At 37.6% G+C, this 20,057-nt stretch carries 26 protein-coding genes; 21 read left to right on the top strand and 5 right to left on the bottom strand.

Annotated elements, in window-relative coordinates:
• Positions 1-246: 246 nt before the first annotated feature.
• Positions 247-921, bottom strand: a complete 675-nt coding sequence (locus KHA97_RS15850) for a universal stress protein (protein WP_213125664.1) — start codon at positions 919-921, stop codon at positions 247-249.
• A gap of 446 nt (positions 922-1,367) precedes the next feature.
• Here KHA97_RS15850 and KHA97_RS15845 point away from each other — a divergent pair, with 446 nt between their 5' ends.
• Genes KHA97_RS15845 through KHA97_RS15815 form a run of 7 tightly spaced genes read left to right on the top strand, consistent with a single transcriptional unit; the run spans position 1,368 to position 7,090 of the window.
• Entirely contained in the window at positions 1,368-3,761 is a 2,394-nt protein-coding gene (locus tag KHA97_RS15845; protein ID WP_213125663.1) for a Na+/H+ antiporter subunit A, read from the top strand.
• Entirely contained in the window at positions 3,748-4,170 is a 423-nt protein-coding gene (locus KHA97_RS15840; protein ID WP_213125662.1) for a Na(+)/H(+) antiporter subunit B, read from the top strand. The genes KHA97_RS15845 and KHA97_RS15840 overlap by 14 nt, the downstream gene beginning before the upstream one ends.
• Positions 4,171-4,175: 5 nt before the next feature.
• Positions 4,176-4,499, top strand: a complete 324-nt coding sequence (locus KHA97_RS15835) for a Na(+)/H(+) antiporter subunit C (protein WP_213125661.1) — start codon at positions 4,176-4,178, stop codon at positions 4,497-4,499.
• Positions 4,492-5,970: a Na+/H+ antiporter subunit D gene (locus KHA97_RS15830; RefSeq protein WP_213125660.1), complete on the top strand. Its 1,479-nt coding sequence runs from the start codon at positions 4,492-4,494 to the stop codon at positions 5,968-5,970. The genes KHA97_RS15835 and KHA97_RS15830 overlap by 8 nt, the downstream gene beginning before the upstream one ends.
• Positions 5,971-5,992: 22 nt before the next feature.
• The gene (locus KHA97_RS15825; RefSeq protein WP_213125659.1) at positions 5,993-6,475 is read left to right on the top strand and encodes a Na+/H+ antiporter subunit E; all 483 of its coding nucleotides are present in this window, start codon (positions 5,993-5,995) and stop codon (positions 6,473-6,475) included.
• Positions 6,472-6,756 (top strand): Na(+)/H(+) antiporter subunit F1, encoded by a 285-nt coding sequence (locus KHA97_RS15820; protein ID WP_213125658.1) that lies wholly within the window; start codon positions 6,472-6,474, stop codon positions 6,754-6,756. The genes KHA97_RS15825 and KHA97_RS15820 overlap by 4 nt, the downstream gene beginning before the upstream one ends.
• Entirely contained in the window at positions 6,734-7,090 is a 357-nt protein-coding gene (locus KHA97_RS15815) for a Na+/H+ antiporter subunit G (RefSeq protein ID WP_213125657.1), read from the top strand. Before KHA97_RS15820 ends, KHA97_RS15815 begins: the two co-directional genes overlap by 23 nt.
• Before the next feature lie 25 nt (positions 7,091-7,115).
• Here the strand turns inward: KHA97_RS15815 and KHA97_RS15810 are convergent, their stop codons facing one another.
• The 3 genes from KHA97_RS15810 to KHA97_RS15800 all read right to left on the bottom strand — a co-directional run bounded on the left by KHA97_RS15810 (position 7,116) and on the right by KHA97_RS15800 (position 8,331).
• A complete protein-coding gene (locus tag KHA97_RS15810; RefSeq protein ID WP_213125656.1) occupies positions 7,116-7,220 on the bottom strand; it encodes a YjcZ family sporulation protein in 105 nt (34 codons plus the stop codon).
• A gap of 176 nt (positions 7,221-7,396) precedes the next feature.
• Positions 7,397-7,885 carry an FUSC family protein gene (locus tag KHA97_RS24660; protein WP_213125655.1) on the bottom strand — a complete coding sequence of 163 codons (489 nt, stop codon included), beginning with the start codon at positions 7,883-7,885 and terminating at the stop codon, positions 7,397-7,399.
• A 320-nt stretch (positions 7,886-8,205) separates the two neighbouring features.
• A complete protein-coding gene (locus tag KHA97_RS15800; protein WP_233713506.1) occupies positions 8,206-8,331 on the bottom strand; it encodes a YjcZ family sporulation protein in 126 nt (41 codons plus the stop codon).
• A 352-nt stretch (positions 8,332-8,683) separates the two neighbouring features.
• Between KHA97_RS15800 and KHA97_RS15795 the strand changes: the two genes are divergently transcribed.
• From KHA97_RS15795 to KHA97_RS24090, 4 genes are all read left to right on the top strand, one after another.
• Entirely contained in the window at positions 8,684-9,031 is a 348-nt protein-coding gene (locus KHA97_RS15795; RefSeq protein WP_213125654.1) for a PadR family transcriptional regulator, read from the top strand.
• A 1-nt stretch (position 9,032) separates the two neighbouring features.
• Positions 9,033-10,037, top strand: coding sequence for an HAAS signaling domain-containing protein (locus KHA97_RS15790; RefSeq protein WP_213125653.1), 1,005 nt, complete (start codon positions 9,033-9,035; stop codon positions 10,035-10,037).
• A 320-nt stretch (positions 10,038-10,357) separates the two neighbouring features.
• A complete protein-coding gene (locus KHA97_RS15785; RefSeq protein ID WP_213125652.1) occupies positions 10,358-11,872 on the top strand; it encodes a hypothetical protein in 1,515 nt (504 codons plus the stop codon).
• Between the two features lie 24 nt (positions 11,873-11,896).
• On the top strand, positions 11,897-12,283 hold the full coding sequence (locus tag KHA97_RS24090; protein WP_233713505.1) for an aspartyl-phosphate phosphatase Spo0E family protein: 387 nt from the start codon (positions 11,897-11,899) through the stop codon (positions 12,281-12,283).
• 296 nt (positions 12,284-12,579) lie between these two features.
• On the opposite strand, the gene KHA97_RS15775 is transcribed toward KHA97_RS24090, so the two are convergent.
• Entirely contained in the window at positions 12,580-14,259 is a 1,680-nt protein-coding gene (locus tag KHA97_RS15775) for a hypothetical protein (protein ID WP_213125651.1), read from the bottom strand.
• 169 nt (positions 14,260-14,428) lie between these two features.
• On the opposite strand from KHA97_RS15775, the gene KHA97_RS15770 reads away from it, so the two are divergent.
• The 10 genes from KHA97_RS15770 to KHA97_RS15725 are packed head-to-tail and all read left to right on the top strand — an operon-like array spanning position 14,429 to position 20,027.
• Positions 14,429-14,920 (top strand): DinB family protein, encoded by a 492-nt coding sequence (locus tag KHA97_RS15770; protein ID WP_233713504.1) that lies wholly within the window; start codon positions 14,429-14,431, stop codon positions 14,918-14,920.
• Positions 14,921-14,932: 12 nt separating this feature from the next.
• The gene (locus KHA97_RS15765; RefSeq protein ID WP_213125649.1) at positions 14,933-15,553 is read left to right on the top strand and encodes a histidine phosphatase family protein; all 621 of its coding nucleotides are present in this window, start codon (positions 14,933-14,935) and stop codon (positions 15,551-15,553) included.
• On the top strand, positions 15,546-15,992 hold the full coding sequence (locus KHA97_RS15760) for an NUDIX hydrolase (RefSeq protein ID WP_213125648.1): 447 nt from the start codon (positions 15,546-15,548) through the stop codon (positions 15,990-15,992). The genes KHA97_RS15765 and KHA97_RS15760 overlap by 8 nt, the downstream gene beginning before the upstream one ends.
• A gap of 34 nt (positions 15,993-16,026) precedes the next feature.
• Positions 16,027-16,794 (top strand): CPBP family intramembrane glutamic endopeptidase, encoded by a 768-nt coding sequence (locus KHA97_RS15755; RefSeq protein ID WP_213125647.1) that lies wholly within the window; start codon positions 16,027-16,029, stop codon positions 16,792-16,794.
• Complete coding sequence (locus KHA97_RS15750; RefSeq protein WP_213125646.1) at positions 16,791-17,471, top strand: HAD family hydrolase; 681 nt, start codon at positions 16,791-16,793, stop codon at positions 17,469-17,471. The genes KHA97_RS15755 and KHA97_RS15750 overlap by 4 nt, the downstream gene beginning before the upstream one ends.
• Complete coding sequence (locus KHA97_RS15745) at positions 17,455-17,823, top strand: VOC family protein (RefSeq protein WP_213125645.1); 369 nt, start codon at positions 17,455-17,457, stop codon at positions 17,821-17,823. Before KHA97_RS15750 ends, KHA97_RS15745 begins: the two co-directional genes overlap by 17 nt.
• Before the next feature lie 6 nt (positions 17,824-17,829).
• Entirely contained in the window at positions 17,830-18,399 is a 570-nt protein-coding gene (locus KHA97_RS15740; RefSeq protein WP_213125644.1) for a histidine phosphatase family protein, read from the top strand.
• 12 nt (positions 18,400-18,411) lie between these two features.
• Positions 18,412-18,864 (top strand): SRPBCC family protein, encoded by a 453-nt coding sequence (locus KHA97_RS15735; protein ID WP_213125643.1) that lies wholly within the window; start codon positions 18,412-18,414, stop codon positions 18,862-18,864.
• A gap of 38 nt (positions 18,865-18,902) precedes the next feature.
• A complete protein-coding gene (locus tag KHA97_RS15730; RefSeq protein ID WP_213125642.1) occupies positions 18,903-19,664 on the top strand; it encodes a class I SAM-dependent methyltransferase in 762 nt (253 codons plus the stop codon).
• Positions 19,665-19,679: 15 nt separating this feature from the next.
• Complete coding sequence (locus tag KHA97_RS15725; RefSeq protein ID WP_213125641.1) at positions 19,680-20,027, top strand: VOC family protein; 348 nt, start codon at positions 19,680-19,682, stop codon at positions 20,025-20,027.
• The last annotated feature ends 30 nt before the right edge of the window (positions 20,028-20,057 follow it).

The following is a 20,057-nucleotide window of genomic DNA, read 5'->3' as shown; positions in this document are numbered from 1 at the left end:
AGAAGCAAATCGGGACAGAACTACAGAGTTATGAAGATTTGAGTCTCAATTGGAAGCGAATCGGGACAGAACTCAAGTATTATGAAGATTTGAGTCTCAATTGGAAGCGAATCGGGACAGAACTCAAGCGTTATGAAAATTTGAGTCTCAATTGGAAGTGAATAAGGACAAAACTCAAGCATTATAAAAATTTCCGTCTCAATAGTCCCTTGCCAATAAAAAAGGATTAAGCACCTGTGCTTAATCCTACGTAATCTTTAACGGCTCTTCAATCGGGTTAATCACTTTGTCCTCTGTTACGTGGACTTGGTGTGTTTTACCGTCATGAATGAATTTAAAGAGTCCATTATTAAAGTCTGTTCCGATTTCTTTGTAAAAGATTCCTTCATGGCTAATATTCTTTTGGCAGGTGAAGCAAAGGCGATATCCGTCATCTTCCTTTATTAGATAGGCACGGACACCGGTCTCGTAGGCGATATCTTCTCCGCCTTTAACGGTCCGATCTAACGCTACGATATGAATATCAATAAAAGATGATATTTCTCTCAAAAGTGCGTTAACGAAGGATCCTTTCGTAATCTCTTCCCAACGGTTTTGGGCAGTTTGTCCGATTACGACTTGTGTAATGTTATATTTATGTGCAATTCCCGCGATGATTTTAGCGACTGGGCGTTTTTCATTGTCTATCATTAAAAAGTCTTCAGCTTCACATTCTTCAGCTAGTTCTTTCCAACGTTCAATATAGCTTGATTTCTCCGCATCAAATTTATCATACGGAAGCGGGTCCACGGTCAAAATATATAATGGACAATTCAACATGCTTGCCATTTTATGACCACGTCTAATCAGGCGCTCGCCATTTGGACCGTAATATACACAAACGAGAATACTCTCATCCATACGACCCTTCACTTTCTTCATGAAAAAATTCACCTCTTAAAATGGTTCATTCGAATACATAAAGACATCAAATTATGCAAAAAATCTTTAAAACTAAATCATTATATATAAAAATGGTGCAAAATACAATAGAGGATAAAAGGATTACGAAAAGTTATGAAAAATAGCCACTTTTAATAAGAAAATCTTATGCACTGGAACTTCATTTGTGTAGAAAGACTGTCATTATTGTATAATATTAAGGAAAAATAAAAAGTACCGGGCTTAATCTTTATCTCTTTGTATTGGCATTACGTCAAACTTAAATCCATTCAACACAATGTTGGTTTCCCCAATTGAGTCCTCTTTTATTAATGTGTTATGGTCTCTTATTATCCCGTTTGTTGACATAGGAGTCAACCCCTATAAGATATAGCCATATGGAAACCGATATTTATTGTGACCCGATGACTAAGGGAGGTTTTATATTGATATCGATACAACTGGCAATCATGATACCCTTTATAGCGGCCCTCATGATTCCATTTCTGCATAAAAAATTACCCCGTATCCATGTTGGTTGGTTCGTACTCATTATCCCAACCGTTCTATTTATAGCTCTTACACGTTTTATTCCTTCTATAGCTGAAGGGAAGACATACTTAAATACCGTTCAATGGATTCCTTCCTACGGCATTAACTTCACGACATACGTTGACGGAATTAGTATTATTTTTGGACTCTTGATCACAGGTATCGGAAGTCTAGTCATCCTTTATTCCATTTATTATTTATCCGCAAAAGAATCTCTGCACCATTTTTATAGTTATTTACTTTTATTTATGGGTTCTATGCTCGGGGTTGTATTTTCTGACAATTTAATGGTTTTATATGTATTTTGGGAATTAACTAGCATCTCGTCTTTTTTATTGATTGCCTTCTGGTACCACAGAAAAAAATCGCGCTACGGTGCACAAAAAGCATTGCTCATTACTTTTGGCGGCGGAATTGCGATGCTGACGAGCTTTATTATGATTTATCTTATGACTGATACGATGAGTGTGCGTGAGATACTTTCCGTTATTGATCCAAATCATACGCTTTTTATTCCTGCATTGGTCCTGCTGCTTATTGGTGCTTTCACGAAATCTGCTCAATTTCCTTTCCATATATGGCTTCCAGATGCGATGGAAGCGCCGACTCCTGTCAGTGCATACCTCCATTCTGCCACAATGGTAAAAGCGGGTATTTATCTAGTTGCTCGCTTTACGCCCGTTTTTGGCAGCAACGAAATATGGTTTTGGCTCGTTAGCTGCATAGGGCTAATCACATTGTTTTGGGGATCGTTCAATGCCATCCGTCAAATCGATTTAAAAGCTTTGCTCGCTTATTCCACGATCAGTCAGTTAGGACTAATTATGAGTCTGTTTGGAATTGGGTCAATCGCACACCAATTAGGGGCAGGCGAGAATGCCATTCTTTACACGCAAGCCTCATTTGCAGCTCTTTTCCACCTTGTAAATCACTCGACGTTTAAAGGAGCTCTTTTCATGGTCGTAGGAATTGTTGACCATGGGGTCGGTACAAGGGATATTCGTCGATTAGGCGGCTTAATGTCTTTCATGCCTATTTCGTTTACGATTGCACTGATTGGAAGCTTTTCGATGGCGGGCTTACCTCCGTTCAATGGCTTTTTAAGTAAGGAAATGTTTTTTGAAGCGGTAGTCAATGTAAGTCAGTCCAATCTTTTTACTTTACACACTTTCGGATTGTTATTTCCCATTATTGCGTGGATCGCAAGTGTTTTAACATTCGTTTATTGTATGATTATCGTTTTTAAAACATTCTTAGGGCCTCATCAGCCGGAAAAATTGGAGCATGAAGCCCATGAAGCGAAAATCGGGATGTTGATTCCACCAATCATCTTAGCCGTTTTAATCATCGGCATTTTTATATTTCCGAATCTATTAGGTGATTATTTATTGCGTCCTGGTTTAGCTAGCATTTTCCCTTCTTTAGGAGGAATGTACAAACCGATTTCAATATGGCATGGATTTACTCCGGCATTATGGATGACAATTGGGGTAATCGTTGTGGGTATTCTTATATTTAGAATCCAAAGCCGCAGAAAGAGTCTTTATTTTCCGCCAGGCAAATGGACATTTGATCAATTATATAATTCTACCTTGGAACAAATTGAACTGCGTGGCTTTAAAATAACTGAGTTGTATATGACAGGTTCACTGCGTGATTATTTGGTTTATATTTTTCTATTCTTTGGAATAGCTGTTGGAGGAGTCTTTTTATTAACAGATGCTTTTCATCTCGATTTATCTAGTAATGCACCTATAAGTCTTTATGAATTGCTGATTGTATTTACGATGATGGTTGCAGGAATTGCGATTATTTTTGCAAAGTCTCGAATTACGTCCATCCTTTTAAATGGGGTTCTCGGCTATTCAATTGCTTTGCTCTTTGTTTTATTCCGGGCACCGGATTTAGCTCTTACTCAGCTCGTTGTAGAAACGGTGACGACAGCCTTATTCCTGCTTTGCTTTTATTTCTTGCCAAAGAGAGAGAAAGAAAATTCAATGCAAAAAACAAAACGTGTCAATATAGTGGTTTCTATTTTAGTCGGCGTTATCTTTGTATCAGTTGCTCTTTCCGCTCAAAGTGGTAAGCTATTTGAATCTATTTCGGCGTATTTTGAAAATGCGTACGAGCTCGCTGGTGCCAATAATATCGTGAATGCAATACTTGGCGATTTCCGTGCATTTGATACGATGCTCGAAGTCATTGTTCTCTTTATTGGGGGAATCGGGGTATACACATTGATCAAGCTCAGGGCAAAAAAGGAGGACGAAAACGTTGAAAATCAATGATGTAATTTTACAAACGGTGACGAAAATCGTTGTATTCATTATTTTAACGATGGCCATTTACTTATTTATATCTGGCCATAATAGTCCGGGTGGCGGTTTTATCGGAGGGCTTATTCTTGCCTCCGCGTTCGTCTTGCTTTGCCTTGCTTTTGATATTGAAACGATTACGAATAGAATCCCTTTGGATTTTAAAAAGGTTGCTGCATTAGGAGGATTTATCGTTGTAGCGACGGGACTAGGTTCGTTATTTTTTCGTGCCTCATTCTTAAGTCAGACACATTCCTACGTGAACTTGCCAGTGGTTGGAAAAACAGCGCTTGCGACCGTCACGTTATTTGAGGCAGGAGTGGCATTGGCCGTAGTAGGAGTGGTCGTAACGATTATTTTGAGTATTAGTGAGGATGTGTAAGAAGTATGGAAACAGTAATCATCATATTGGCGGGAGTGTTGGTGACGGTTGCCACCTATTTAATTTTATCAAAAGGGATTTTACGCGTTATTTTGGGGACTGCGATATTATCCCACGCTGCCCATTTGTTATTGATGACGATGGGTGGATTGAAAAGAGGCGGCGTGCCTGTAATTGGAGAAGGGAATGGAACCTACACTGATGCACTCCCGCAAGCCTTAATTTTAACATCAATAGTAATCAGTTTTGCCGTAACTGCATTCCTTCTCGTACTTGCGTATCGAACATATCAAGAAACACAGGTGGCAAGAGGGCTGAAAGATGAATAATATCCTTGTTATGCCGATGGTAATCCCGCTTATAACGGGTATTATTCTCATTTTTCTTAGACCATTCATTCGCCTACAAAGATGGATCAGTTTTACGGCAATGATGGTTGTCGCAGGTTTAAGTATTTATATGTTAGAGATGATTCAAACAAATGGGATCATACGGCTTGACTTTGGAAATTGGAAGCCGCCGTTCGGCATCCTTTTTGTAGGTGATTCATTTGCGATGCTTCTTGTTATGACGTCAAGCATCGTAGCGGGGATTTGTTTGATTTACGCTTTTTATACGATTGGGCAGGACCGGGAAAAAATGTTTTTTTATCCTTTCGTGTTATTTATGGTCGCTGGTGTCAATGGCTCCTTTTTAACAGGCGATCTTTTTAACTTATATGTTTGTTTTGAAGTGATGCTATTAGCTTCATATGTGTTGATTACACTTGGAGGAACAAAGCCTCAATTTAAGGAATCGATAAAATACGTCGTCATTAATGTAATTTCTTCCTGGTTGTTTTTAGTTGCGATAGGTTATTTATATGGAGCGGTTGGGACGTTAAATATGGCTCATCTTTCTGCTCGAATTGCTGAGGCAGGACAAACTCCTTTATTAACCGTCATCAGCATCTTGTTTTTGCTCGTGTTTGGTTTAAAAGCTGGGCTCCTGCTTTACGTGTGGCTTCCAGGTTCATATAGTGCGCCACCAACAGCAGTGGCGGCATTATTTGGAGCATTGCTGACGAAAGTAGGGATTTATGCACTTTTTCGCATATTCACATTACTTTTCTATCATGAACCTTCAATCACCCATACATTAATTGGGGTGATGGCAGGAATTACATTGATTGGTGGGAGCCTTGGGGCAGTCGCCTACAAAGATATCCGCCAAATTGTTTCTTATAATGTCGTCATCGCGGTAGGATTCATCATGGTGGGGCTTGCAGTGGCCACACCTGCTGCAATAGAAGGCTCGATTTATTATTTAATCCACGACATGATTGTAAAAGCACTCTTATTTTTACTAGCGGGTACAATGGTCGCTCTTACAGGAACCGCAAAGATTGATAGGATGAGCGGTCTTATTCGAAATTATCCCCTATTAGGCTGGATGTTCTTTATTGTAATGTTAGCGCTAGCTGGTATTCCGCCACTAAGCGGCTTTATCGGTAAAATTTTAGTGGGACAAGGGGCAGTAGAGGGCGGAAATTATGTCCTGCTCGCACTTGCTTTAATATCGAGTGTTTTCGTTTTATATTCCTTATTGCGAATTTTTAAGAACTGTTTTTGGGGAGAAACGATTATTAGTGAAGAAGAACAATTGCCGCTGAAAAAAAGTTTGCTCATTTCGTGCGTCATTCTTACAGCTGTTTCAATCGGATTGGGTCTAGGAGCAGAAGTATTATCCGAGTATGTGAAGGACGCGGCAAATACGTTAATGAATCCAGGCATTTATGTAGAAGCTGTTTTAGGTGAATAAGAGAAAGTAGAGGTGATGGCGAGTGCCAGCTCAGTTCGTCTTGAATTTATTTATAGCTTTTCTCTGGATGGTATTGAATGACGAAGATGTTATGCGATTTTCCACCTTTTTTGAAGGGTTTCTCGTTGGCATTTTTATTATTTTTCTTATGCAGCGATTTTTCGGAAAGCAATTTTACCTCCATCGTTTTTATTATGTACTAAAGCTGATCCTCATTTTTGTATACGAACTGTTAATGTCTGCTTATGTAGTGCTGAAACATATTTTAAGCAAGGACATTGATATAAAACCTGGCATTTTCACGTATGAAACTTCTTTGAAGAGCGACTGGGAAGTAACGACGCTTGCGATGCTTCTGACTCTCACGCCGGGATCGGTCGTCATGGAAGTTTCGCCGGAAGGAAATGTATTCTACATCCATGCACTCGATATCGAACGATATAAGGGCGATCTCATTCGCTCCTTAGGAAGATTTGAAAAAGCGATTATGGAGGTAACACGATGATTGTAATCATGCTGAAGATTTCAGTTACACTATTTGCTTTGGCGATCCTTATATCACTGTATCGCATCATTCGTGGTCCATCCATTCCTGACCGTGTGATCGCGATGGATATGATTGGAGTCAATCTTATATCAGCCATCGCAGCGATTTCCATTTTGTTAAAAACGAAAGCCTACTTAGAAGTCATCCTCATTTTGGGCATATTGGCGTTTATCAGTACGATTGCCCTCTCAAAATTTATAGAGAGAGGTGTCATCATTGAGCGTAAACGAGATCGGTGAATTTATCGGCGCATTTCTCATCTTAATCGGCAGCATCTTTAGTGTAATCAGTGCGATCGGCATTATTCGCTTTCCAGACGTGTATACGCGAGCGCATGCCGCGACAAAAAGCTCGACTCTCGCCGTATTAATGGCCCTGCTAGGAGCTTTTATCTATATTTGGTTTAGCGATGCATATATAAGTGTTCGGGTTATCTCGGGAATCCTATTCGTTTTTATTACAGCTCCCGTGTCTGGACATCTTATTATCCGAGCTGCTTATCGTTCAAAAGTGAAGCTCTCGGATTCAACGATTGAAGATGAGTTAAAACCGGTGTTGGAGAAAGAAGATTAGACAATCTTTGGTAAGGAAGTTGACTTTAATAATATCCGCCGCCACATAAAGCAGCAACAATAATGAAGAAGATAAACAAGACGACGACTAAAGCAAAGCCTGCTCCATATTCATATCGACGACCGCTCATCGATTTAGTACCTCCCTTTCTCGGCTTACTAAATATTATGCAGCGAAAAGTTAGTGAAATGAACATGAGCTCTATGTTAATAGTCTTTTTAAGTCGTCATCTGTACAAACAGGCAACAGAACAGAAACATTTTCATCGCTTTTCAGATGCTTGAAGTAGCATTTTCGAGAGCTTCCTTATTGTGATTTTTTCCGTTTCATTATTAGGCTCCAAACTAATTGGATTAAAACAATTACCACTACTCCAATAAGAGTATCTCTCATTCTGTCTATAGCATAATGCTTTGATTTGTGTTCAAATACAAAGACAAATAATATTGTAATGGCTGTATGATGAATGGCAATCCTATCAAATTTTAACCACTTTGTAATAAAACAGCCTAATAATATTATCAGTCCTAAGTTAAAACCGGTAATTTTTACATGGCTAGTAATAAGTACAGTAACGAAAATACCAATTACGGTTCCAACGATTCGTTTTATTGATATGCGGACCGATTTATTAAATGTTGATTGGATACAAAGTATTACCGATAATGGAGCAAGGTATGGATGATGAGAACCAAAGAGTTGTGCTATTTCCCACGATATAGTTGATCCTAATGCTATTTTCCATATTAGTAAAGATCTATTTTTATTCGAATGACTAGTATTTATTGTTTTCATATCCACCTCAGAACAAATTTACTTTAACCATAATTTGTGTCGAATGTAGTATTTTACTCATAAAAAAGATTACAGATTCAATGAAAAATAATTCACATTTCGAAAAAAGTGCAATAACCTCATTAATTTTAAACGCATGGATCGTCACAATCCATGCGTTTTTGTTTTATATTATTTTTTCGCAGTCTCGTAATGATTTTTTATAAGAGAGAGAAAATAAATGAACTTAGAAAACAACATTAAAGAGCGCCGGGCTAAAGCGCTCTTAGTGAGGTGAGTAGTATATGTTTCGGATGGATAGTTTTGGTAATCGCGTAGCTCTAATAGTTGTGTGACACAAATGCTGTACCAACAATGATTAACAATATGAACAACACAACGATTAAAGCGAAATTGAATCCCATACCGTGTCCCATACCATAGCCACCGTAACCGCAGCCTCTCATAATATCACATCCTTTTTTATTGAATGCCATTCGAAAGGTTAGGTTAGTTTAATTTATGTGAGTTGTAATGAAATGAGTGATTTATAAGCGGACAAGGCGAAAAATGGTTGTTTATTAGATGAATCTATCTGGAGTGAAGAATTAGAAAACAAATATTGCTAATGTCACATTCTGAAAAAAAATATATTAACCTTATTTAATAGTATTAATTCTAAGCGCATTGATTGCTATAATCCATGCGTTTTTTGTATCTCATATTTTCGGAATAAATTTTTATATTGAAAAAAATAAATTATTGTATCATTTACAATAGTATGCGTCATACACTATAATGAAAACAGGAGATGATCAAATGACAGAAATTAACGAACATATTGAAAAATTAATGTTGGAATTGCGGCGCGGGACGATTACGATTGGTGTTCTCAGTCAGTTATCAGAGCCTCAATATGGTTATTCCCTCGTGAAGATGCTCGGAGATAATGGCATCCAAGTCGAGCCAGGAACCCTTTATCCGCTTCTAAGGAGATTAGAAAAGCAGGGTTTATTGGAGAGTGAGTGGGATACGGATGAGGCCAGGCCAAGGAAATATTATTTGTTAAGTGAAACTGGAAAAGAGGTGTTTAAGCTTTTGTGTGTTGAATGGGATGGCATGGTAAAAAGTTTAAATCACTTAATTAATCAAAAAGGAGATGATTAGAATGGAGTTGATGGAAAGATATATTTATGATGTTACCCGGAGATTACCACAATCACAGAGGGCAGATGTCGAGAAGGAACTACGCGGATTGATTGCTGATATGCTTGATGAACGTATTGGTGACAGTGAGGTAACGGAATCGCATATTGAAGAAGTTTTATTGGAATTGGGAGACCCTAGGAAATTGGCGCGACAATACGGAGGCAAAAATAAGTATGTCATCGGACCTGTATTTTTTGACGCATATATTACGGTGTTGAAAATATCTTTAATCTCCATTCTTTTAACCATGAGTGTTGTGTTTGTCATTAAAGTGTATATGGATCCGGTTCATGTAATCGATCATTTTGTCAGTTTTATCGTGTCAATAATAGTTACCGGCATCCCACAAGGAGTTGGCTGGGTTACACTAGTGTTTGGTTTGTTGGAGTATTTTGGAGGGATCAATGAACAAAAATTAAGTGTTAAAAAAGCATGGAAATTAGCTGACCTTCCACCTCTTCCGGATACAAAAAGACAGATCAAACGTTTTGAACCGATTGCTGGTATCGTGTTTTTAGTTTTGCTATTCATGATGTTTTCAAGTAAATATTTTGGAATCTTTGTTTTTAAAAATGGTGAGTTATCTACAGTGATTCCATTTTTAAACAAAGAAACGATTTTAACAACTATGCCGGCGATCATTCTCATATTGGGATTGGGGATTTTAAAAGAAGCGTTAAAGCTCATATATGAGCGTTGGACGAAAAAATTCGCGTTATATACGATTGTCATTAATGCCATTTCGTTGGCGGTATTAATATTGATTATGACCATGTCGTCATTCTGGAACCCGAATTTCATGCTGGAGCTATCCCAAGTACATGATATTCAAATTGGCAGTAAAGCATATGAAACCATCGAAACCATTTGGAATATGTCTACACGGTGGATGTTGATTCTTTTTACCATAGGATTGGTTTGGGATATCATTAGTGTGGTCTATAAGATGCGAAAAGTATCATAAGTATTAAATAATATTAGAAAACAGGAGAGTAGAGAGACCTTTTTGATAATGGATTTGCGGACTGCAAATGCTTATCAAAAAGGTCTCTTCTTATATTTGCGATAACGCAGAAAAATTCCAAGTAGTGGAAGTGAAGAAGAAATTTGGAAGAGTATTATGTTGGAAATTTCCGACAAATTAGATAAAATGTAAAAAGATGGATATGGTCCAGCCGGTTTAAAAGAAAATGATATCTGTATTTCCATCTAAATCGAATCATTACCATTACATTGAGTGGAAATAACCAAACAATGGGCTACTTGAAAGGAGGTGAAAAAGAGATGAAAAGAAATTTCATTGTTCTTTTGGCGTCGACATTTATTATGTTGATTAATACGCCTTCTATCCAAGCAAGCGAGAAAAATAATCAACACTTTAATAGAGAATATCAAGAAAAAGTGAAGAATCAGCCCAGTGATCCTGGTGAATCAGTCGATTCCCAGCTGCAAGAAAGGATAATTGAACATCAGCAAATAGAAGAAAAACCTGTTGAAGCAAAGGCTGAAAAACAACTCGTGGAAAAACAAGCTCCGGGTGGGTCGCGTTCTAAAAGCTCATCACTCCTTGACCTTCAATTAGCGGGATCGCCTAAGCCTCTAACAGGCGATGTAAAATTATCGCTTTTAGGCTACAGCAAAGAAAAGGACGAGGGAGCATCCCGCCTGCTGGATATTGAAATTGACGATTCTCCTTTGCTGGGCACTATTAAAGTTAGTGTATTGGAAAACGAAAAGAAAACAACAGACACTGGCGATCAAACTAAGAGGAACTTGGTTGCAGTAGAACTGGACAATCAGCTTTTAGGAAAAGCAAACATAGATGTGCTAGAAAGTCAGGGTGAGAATACAGATACATATCACTCTTTAAAAAGCGTCTTGGCGACGGTTAATGTGGACAACCCTCTTATTGGAAACGTGAAGGCAGCAGTCGCGACGCATGATGCCTACGAAACGGAGGATCTCAGTTATCGTAAGGGCGGGCTCGTATCTATTGAAGTAAAAGAAACTTTAGTTGGAAATGTCAATGTGGATGTCTTGAAAAGTGATGGAAAAAAGACGGATATTATTGATGTAGTGACAAAAGATACGCCTATTCTTGATAATACCGATATTCACGTGGGGATAGACAAGCCGTCTTCTACTGATAAAGATCCGAAGATTCCTGAACAGTCTACTAAAAAGCCACAAGAACCGATTGTCACGGAAAGACTGGAAGAAGCGCCAGAGAACGTAGTCGTACCAAAAATTCAAGTAGAAACGCCGAGGCACCAGGTTGATACTGAGCAACCGGTGGAATCCGAAGACTCGGATGAATTTCCATCGTTGGAATTCATCAATATAAAAGAGGCTGAACAGGATGGAAGGCCGCCTGTTCAGGATGAAGTGATGGAAGAACAAATTTTATCAGATAAACCAGTCCATGATTCCTTGGCGGATGCCATTCAGAAATTGCTAGAAGCGGGAAACAAGCAAGTATTAAACAATCCTGCAATGACAAGCGCTCATACTACCGCTATAAATCAGGCAGAAGATGAGTCAAAGCCAATAGATAACCTTTATGTATCAATAGGTGTCATGCCGGGGCCATCATTATCTGGTTCGGGCGCCTCAAGTTCATCCGGGAATTTCTGGAACAACACGGGTATGGAAGATCTGTTTGCTGGAAAATTGGACGCAATCAGCTATATGGCAAATGAAATGACTAATAAAGCTTTGTTTAAGGTAAAAACACTTCGGACTAAGTGGAACAAAGAACCACCGATCAACCCTCCAAAGCAATCCTTCTTCTTATCATAAAAAAATAAGGAGAAGGAGAAAAAAATGCAGAAAAACAGAACAGGAGCAGTACCCTTTGAATTGCCGTCAACTGATGTGAGCAACGAGGTTTTATCCAACCTAGAAACGATACCTGACAACAACAAGCATAAGCAAGGGAAAAAGGAACAAGGCATCAAGAAACAGAGTCAGTCTTTCTGCCTTAACAATGAGGTAAATAGAGAAGTTTCAAAGTGTGTAGCAGGAGAGAACATCGATGTCAATGCAAAATGTTTTAAGGATAAAATCAAGAAAATCCTCGAAATGAAGATCATCAAAGTAAGAGAGGAAATGATCACTATCGGTGTGGCTAAAGGGCTAAACAGTCCTGAAACGGTAAATCTAAGCCAAGAGCTTGATTCATTATTGAATCAATATTATCAATTAAAGTAAGCAGAGACGGGTTTGTCATGGGGATTTTTGCTACCTAATGTAAAATATGAGGAAGATATAGCTTGCCGAAAATTTCGTTCCAAAGATTTACCGAAATATGGATCATTCTGTTTATAAGAACAGAGCCTATGGAAAAGATAGCGAGAGAGATGCCTGGAAAAGTAAAAAGTGTTTCCAGGTTTTTTTGTTATGTGACAAAATTGATAACTAACCATTAACTATTATAAAAACTAGTCTGGTTGGATTTCCGCCACTTGCAAGACGGATATAATGAAAAAAAGCAGGAAAACCTGCTTTTATGATTGTATAAACGGACGATCTTTTAAATTTGCGGTATGCTCGTTTATAAGATAAGAGAACACTTCATAACGGACCCATCTTAGCGGGAATTTAAAAGCGAGCTCTTGATTCCAGTTATAAATGAAAATATGTTTTTTGTTGTACTCTATCTTTTTGATGTCGTGAAGGAAAATGCTATTTTGTTTGGATCCATCTTGCTTGATAAGCTGATCGCCGATAATGGAGACTTTTCTCTTTTTATTTTTGGTAATTTCGTATAGACATAATGCACCACCCACAACCGTAAAGAAAATCGAAATGAGAATGGAGCGATTGAATCCCGATAATATTTCTCTAAACCAATGGGCAATCAGAAGGGCTAAAAAGAACCAAGCCCCTTTACTAAGTTTAGGTGAGCTCTCGAAATACACACTATTTTCGTGTATGAGCTGTTCTTCTTCTCTTTTTTCAAAGAAGTCCTGCCTATGCTTTTCTATACTGGCAGAATCAAATTCGACAAAATCAGTATACGATCCGTCCCATAAATTAACCGCATCATCGCCAGCTTCAAGCGCATATCCGCCAACCCAGCCGACATACACCGTTTGATGCTCTTTGAATTTCATTAAATAATATCGAATAGGCTGTCCATATGAATTTTCAGTTTCTACTTTTTCCACCACTTGAATGTCTTCTGGATAACGTATGACATCTTCATCATCAGGTGAATTGACAACGGTATAAAAAAGCCTTGTTTTTGCTAAAAGAGGTTGTTTACCTTCCGTAATAGGATAAAGATGCTCTAAATTTTTATCAACGAGTTCCCAATACGTCATTTCTGCACTTTCAATATGCTTTGCAGATTCAAGCAACACACTTTCCGGATAAGGCAGATTTTTCGAGATGCACACGAGCAGCGCTTCCGTTTTGATCAATGGATCATTGAAACGTAATGCCTCGTTGAGCTCCCCGGCTGTCTCTTTTGAAAAATAGTATTCCATTAAACTAATAAAAAGTCTCATTTTATTCCGAACGATAAAATAACTATCTTTCCACGCGGTATATACATATTTCGTAGAATAATCCGGATCAAATTTTAAGTATTCCTGTTTCACAGAGTGATAGTCTGTAACCATACATGAGAGAATAATCTCTTTTCTATAGCCTTGTTCCATGCCGGAATTGTTAAGGGAAAGAATCAAATCGTACATCATGTACTTATAATGATCTGAATGGATTTTGTCTAAAGTTGCATCAAGAATTCCTTTTATAAGCATCGGGTAGGAAGACAGTTCACCAATCGGTATATTGTAATCCTCCGTGTTCATTAACTGGACAATCTTATCTTCAAGAAAATAAAACACTTCTTCATCTTCTGTTAAAATCAAAAATTCTACGGCGCGTTCTTTCGCATGAAAATCGAACCCATCAAAATGCTTTATAAGACCTTCGACGACTTCGGGCATTGGAAAATCACATGCAAAATCAATGAGATAGAAGGAAGGATTGTCCCAGCGGTCGACACGCTCTGGAAATGAAGAAGCGGCTGTTTTAATGACCTCTATCAGAACGTCAATTTGGACTTCCAAGCCATCCTGTTGCTTATATTCGTATAGTTTCCCAAGGGCTTCGTAACGGGTTTCTGGATTTGAACTTTTTACCTGTTTTAATATTTTTCGTAATGCTAATTCTATCAAGCTGTCCACCCTGTCCTTCTTGTATTGACATATGTTCAACTTATATTATTTCAATTTATTTTGGTAGTCAATCTCATATTTTGACAGATTTAAAAATTCGTAAAAAGGCTTTTTAAGTAAAATAGAGAATAAGTATTTATGCAAATTAATTATCGAGGAGCGAATGAAATTGAGCACTACAACTAAATTATCTTCGCAAGATACTGATCTTATAAACCAATACAATGAGGCTCCAAAGAAATTGGCAGATGCCTTATCAGGTTTGAGTGACAATGAACTCGATAAAAAAAGAGCTGAAGGTAAGTGGTCGATTCGGGAAATTGCCCACCATATTATCGAATGTGATCTAAATTATTTTCAAATAAATCGATACGCATTAGCAGATACAGGAGCAAAGTTTATCTTTAATGAATTCGACCCCAATACGTGGAATCAGAACATGGAGCATAGTAAGAGATCCATTCAGCTCGAATTACAGTTGTTTACGATTATGAGAGAGTATATTGCCTATCTTTGTAGCAGTTTACCTAATGGCTTTGATAGAGTGCTCATCCATCAGGATGGAAAAGCCACCGTCCGGGATGCTCTCCAACATGATATCCAGCATGCTAATCATCATATTGAACAAATACTAGAGACGAAGAAGATACATAATTTATAGAGGTGGTGAAAAATGTTAACGTTCTATATTACAAGACACGGGGAAACAGAATGGAATGTACAAAATAGAATGCAAGGTTGGGGAGACTCTGCCTTAACGGAGAATGGCGTTCGAAATGCAAAGTTACTGGGAGAAAGGCTTAAAGAAGTCGATTTTCATGCCATATATTCCAGTTCAAGTAAACGAACGCAAGCGACGTCAGAGCTGATACGAGGAAACCTCAACATTCCGATTATCCTTGATGAAAAATTAAGAGAAATCCATATGGGTGATTGGGAAGGAAAAACGAGAGTCTTTCTAGAGGAAAATGATTCGACCAATTTTCATGCATTTTGGAATACTCCTCACTTGTATGTGCCAACGAAAGGGGAGAAGTTTTTAGATTTACAAGAAAGAGTTTTAAAAGCGATCAACGAAATAAAGCAAACGTACGATAATGGAAATGTTCTTATTGTTACCCATACCGCCGTTATAAAAGTATTATTAGCCTATTTTAAACAGCTTCCTATGGAGAATTTGTGGGATCCGCCGTACATTCTTGATACGAGTCTTACTTTGATAGAATTTGAAGATGATGGAGTCAGGATTGTTTTAGAAGGCGATGTATCACATTGGGGAGAGCTAAATGATTAGGAGAGCGGTTGGAGCCATTGTGACTTACGGTCAACAATTTTTGATAATACATAAAGTGAAAATCAACACAGGCGGAAGGAAAGTGGATATTAAGGGAGAATGGGATTTTGTAAAAGGTGGAGTGGAGGATAACGAGGATCTAAAACAGGCAATATTAAGGGAGCTAGAAGAAGAAACGGGCTCTACTAATTATAAATTCATTAAACAGTTCGATGAAAAAATCTGCTTTGAGTTTCCTTCTAATCTGCGAAATAAAATTGGATTTGACCGCCAAGAGACAACGTTGTTTCATTTTGAGTATGTGAGTGATCCACGTTGTCTAAAGCCTTTGGACAATGAAATCGAGGAAATAATGTTTGTGGAAAAAGAAGAAGTTTTGAAAAAACTAACCCATATGGATACGAAAGAATTTTTCGGAAAATATTTCTCCACCTTTTGATATGATGGATGGACATAAAACTTAAGGAGAATGTATGAAAAAATTAATTACAGGCTTATTCAGCTTTATCATCTTAGATTTGTATTTTAATATCACAACGCACTTTATAAACTTTAATATCTTTATTCAATTATTTAGTATTCTTCTTTTCTTTCCACTTGCATCATGGATCGCCAAGATAAATGGCCTCCAAGGTCTTCGAGGAATTGGGATGATCCGGGAAAAGTGGTCTAAGTATTTTACAGCTAGTTTTCTAATCGGGTTTGGCTGCTGGGCTCTCATGTACTTTACATACGATATGGCAGGGAAATTCGGCATAACTGGAGTTAAAACAGGTTTAGAGGCATGGTGGGTTATTGGTCAAATCATTGTTGGTTTTTTTCTAGGTTCATTGATTAATGACCTAGTTACGAGAGGCTTTCTCATCAATCTATTAAAAGGAAAGCTCCCTCCTTTAGCAATCGCATCGATAAGTATTTTGGTTTATGCATTGGACGATTTTTGGAACGGAGATCTCACCTTCTTAAATTTTGTTTTTTCGGTAGTGTTAGGTTTTTCCCTTACATATGCTTTTTTTAAAACGGGATCCATTTGGGCATCTACGGGCATTCATTTTGGTTTAAATATGGCATACGGCATGCTTTTTGGTCTTTCCGGTCAATATGGAGATGGAATTTTTCTCATGACGAAAGGGAGCATTCAACCTTTTCTGAATACAACCATTTTATTATCAGCTACCGCCTTATTGTTTGTCATTGTATTTTTGTATTACCGAAATAAAACTAGGGTGATACTTACATGATTAAAGCAATCATATTTGATTTGGATGGGACGCTGCTCGACCGGGATTCGTCCGTCAAAAAGTTTATCCAGGATCAATATGAACGGTTAAATGAATACGTTGGAAATGTTCCACATGAAACATATGTGACTAGGTTCATAGAGTTGGATTGCAGAGGGTATGTTTGGAAAGATAAGGTTTATCAACAAATGGTGGAAGAGTTCGACATCCAAAAAATTTCTTGGGAAGATTTGCTGCAGGATTATGTAGAAGAATTTAAACATTATTGTGTAGCTTTTCCTAAATTAATTAACACGTTGGACGAGTTGAAAAAACAAGTTCATCTCGGAATGATTACGAACGGATTTGGGCAATTCCAGATGGATAATATTAAGGCTTTAGGAATCGAACATTATTTTGATTCCATCCTTATATCCGAATGGGAAGGAATGAAAAAGCCTGACCCTGAAATTTTCAGGAAAGCAGCGAAAAGACTAAATGTGTCACCAGAGGAGTGTATATACGTTGGCGACCATCCTGAAAATGATGTGAAAGGTGCCCAACTCTCAGGGATGATTGGGGTTTGGAAAAGAGATAGCGGGTGGCAGAATGTAGAAGCCGATTATATTATTGATGACTTGCAGGAGCTGATAAAAATTTTAAAGAAAAAGGAGAATGAACATGACATTCAAGTTTAAAGCAATCGATCATATTCAACTAGCAGCACCAAAAGGTGGCGAAGAAGAGGCAAGACGCTTTTTCAATGGTATTTTAGGATTGGAAGAAGTTGAAAAGCCTGAAACACTAAAAAAGAATGGCGGAGTTTGGTTTGCATATGGCAATGTGCAAATACATGTAGGAATAGAAGAACCTTTTTCTCCAGCGAAAAAGGCGCATCCAGCATTCGAAGTGGAGAACATCGAGGAATTGAAAAAACATCTGTTAGAAAATAATGTTGATATTATCGAAGACAATAGGCTCCCAGGAGCAAATAGATTTTACGTTTCAGATCCATTTGGAAATCGGATTGAAGTGTTGGAGTGGACGTAATCGTTTATGGAAATTTCGTTAATAAGACATGGGAAATCTCAGTGGACCGAAGATAAACCAATCACTTGTCAAGAGTTCAAAAATTGGGTTGCAAAATATGATCGCCATGGGGTATGTGAGAAAACTTCATATCCTTTAGAAACTCTCGAAAAAATAGCAGCAGCAAAAATAGTCATTACGAGCGATTTGACACGTTCCATTGAGTCTGCAAAGCTATTAAATCCCGATATACATGCGAATTCCGACCCCTTGTTTCGCGAAACGGAATTACCCATTCCATTAACAAAATTATTCGGTTTAAAGTTAAACGCAAACATGTGGGCAGTGCTTTTGCGCTGCCTTTGGTTTATCGGTTATTCACGAGGATGCGAGTCTTTAAGAGAAGCAAAAAAGAGAGCGGAAAAAGCATCAATACTGTTAATTCATTATGCAAAAGAACACCAACAAGTTGTTTTGGTAGGACATGGATTTTTCAATATGCTGATCGTAAAGGAACTAAAAAAGCTAGGTTGGGTTAGTGCAAGAAAAACAAGTTCTAAGCACTGGGAATATACGACCTTTACGAAAAATAAATGAGGTAAACAAAACATGCTTACAATTAAACACGATATATATATTAATGCACCTATCAATGTTTGTTTTGACCTTGCGAGAAACGTAGAAGTACATACAGAAACAACAAGTAAAACAAAGGAAAAAGCAATTGGTGGCGTTACGGTTGGGTTGATGGAAAATGGCGATACAGTAACTTGGGAAGCCATCCATTTTGGAGTAAAACAAAAATTAACAGCGAAGATAATTGAAATGGAAAAACCATATAAGTTTACAGATGTGATGGTGAAGGGAGCATTCCACTCTTTCACGCATAGACACGAATTTATAGAAAGTGGCACAGGAACTATTATGAAAGATACTTTTTCTTATAAATCTCCTTTTGGCATTCTTGGAAAAATAGCAGATACATTATTTTTAGAAAAATATATGAGAAAGTTTATTATACATCGTGCTAAAGAGTTGAAAAGGATAGCTGAAAAAAGGTAGTAGAGTGACTTAACTGATTAAAAAAGAAGGTGTTGGAAATGAAGGTAACCGACTATTCAAAGATTGCCGATAAGTATGATCAAAATCCATTTAGAATAAAAGAAGTTCAATTCGATCATGACATTAAAGAGTACATAGAAAAAACAGCAAAACCATCTTTTCACATACTGGATTTAGCCTGTGGTACCGGTAATTATCTAAAAAAACAGGTAAAAGCTTTTAAGGATGAGCGCATCTATTGGCATGGATTAGATGCCTCAGAAGAGATGTTGAAAAAAGCAAAGGGAAAAGTAAATGAAGTCTCTTTTACTCACGGATTTGCTGAAGAAATGCCGTACAAATCGGGTACTTTTGACTTCATTTCAAATAACTACGCTTTTCATCATTTTACTAAAAAGGACCAAGCGCTAGATGAAATTCATCGCATCCTCGTAAAGAACGGAATCTATAAATTACATAACATTGCTATCCAAGATATGCCTCAATGGTGGGTTTATCATTATTTTCCTTCTGCCTATGAAGAAGATAGGAAAAGATATTGGGATAAAAACCTTATTTTCAAGGAGCTTTTAAAAAGAGAGTTTGAAGTCAATTTGAAAATCGCTTATCGAATGGAAGAAGTTAAAGTAGCAGATTACTTAGTTTACGCAGAAAATAGGGATATTTCAGTGCTAACATTAATCAGTGATGAAGAATACCGAGTAGGTCTAGAAAAAATGAAAGCGGATGTAAAGAATAATCCTAATATAAAAATCGTAAATGAATTTGCGGAGATGTTTTGCATCGCTAAAAAGGTATGAATAGGGGTTTATTAATTGAGCGTAACTTTAAATCTAATAGTAATTAAATCTACAAATCTTGAGGAATCAGTCGCTTTTTACGAAGAGCTCGGTCTTCAATTTCAAAAAGAACAGCATGGTAATGGTCCGGAGCATTACGCATGTGAACTCGACCATCTTGTGTTTGAAATTTATCCAGCAGCACAACAAGTTAACGAAATACGTATTGGGTTTAATATAGAAAACATGGAAAGTGTGGTCGCTTCTCTTAAATTAAGAAGTACGAAAATTATAACTGAACCGAGTGTAAGTCCTTGGGGGAAGCGAGCTGTTGTAAAAGATCCGGATGGAAATAGTGTTGAGTTGCTGGAGACGGATAAATAAATTGCTAATTATTAATGAGAATATGATTTA

Source organism: Lederbergia citri, from assembly GCF_018343625.1.
Classification (GTDB): Bacteria; Bacillota; Bacilli; order Bacillales; family Bacillaceae_C; genus Lederbergia; species Lederbergia citri.
This window is presented reverse-complemented; position numbering and strand designations above follow the sequence as displayed.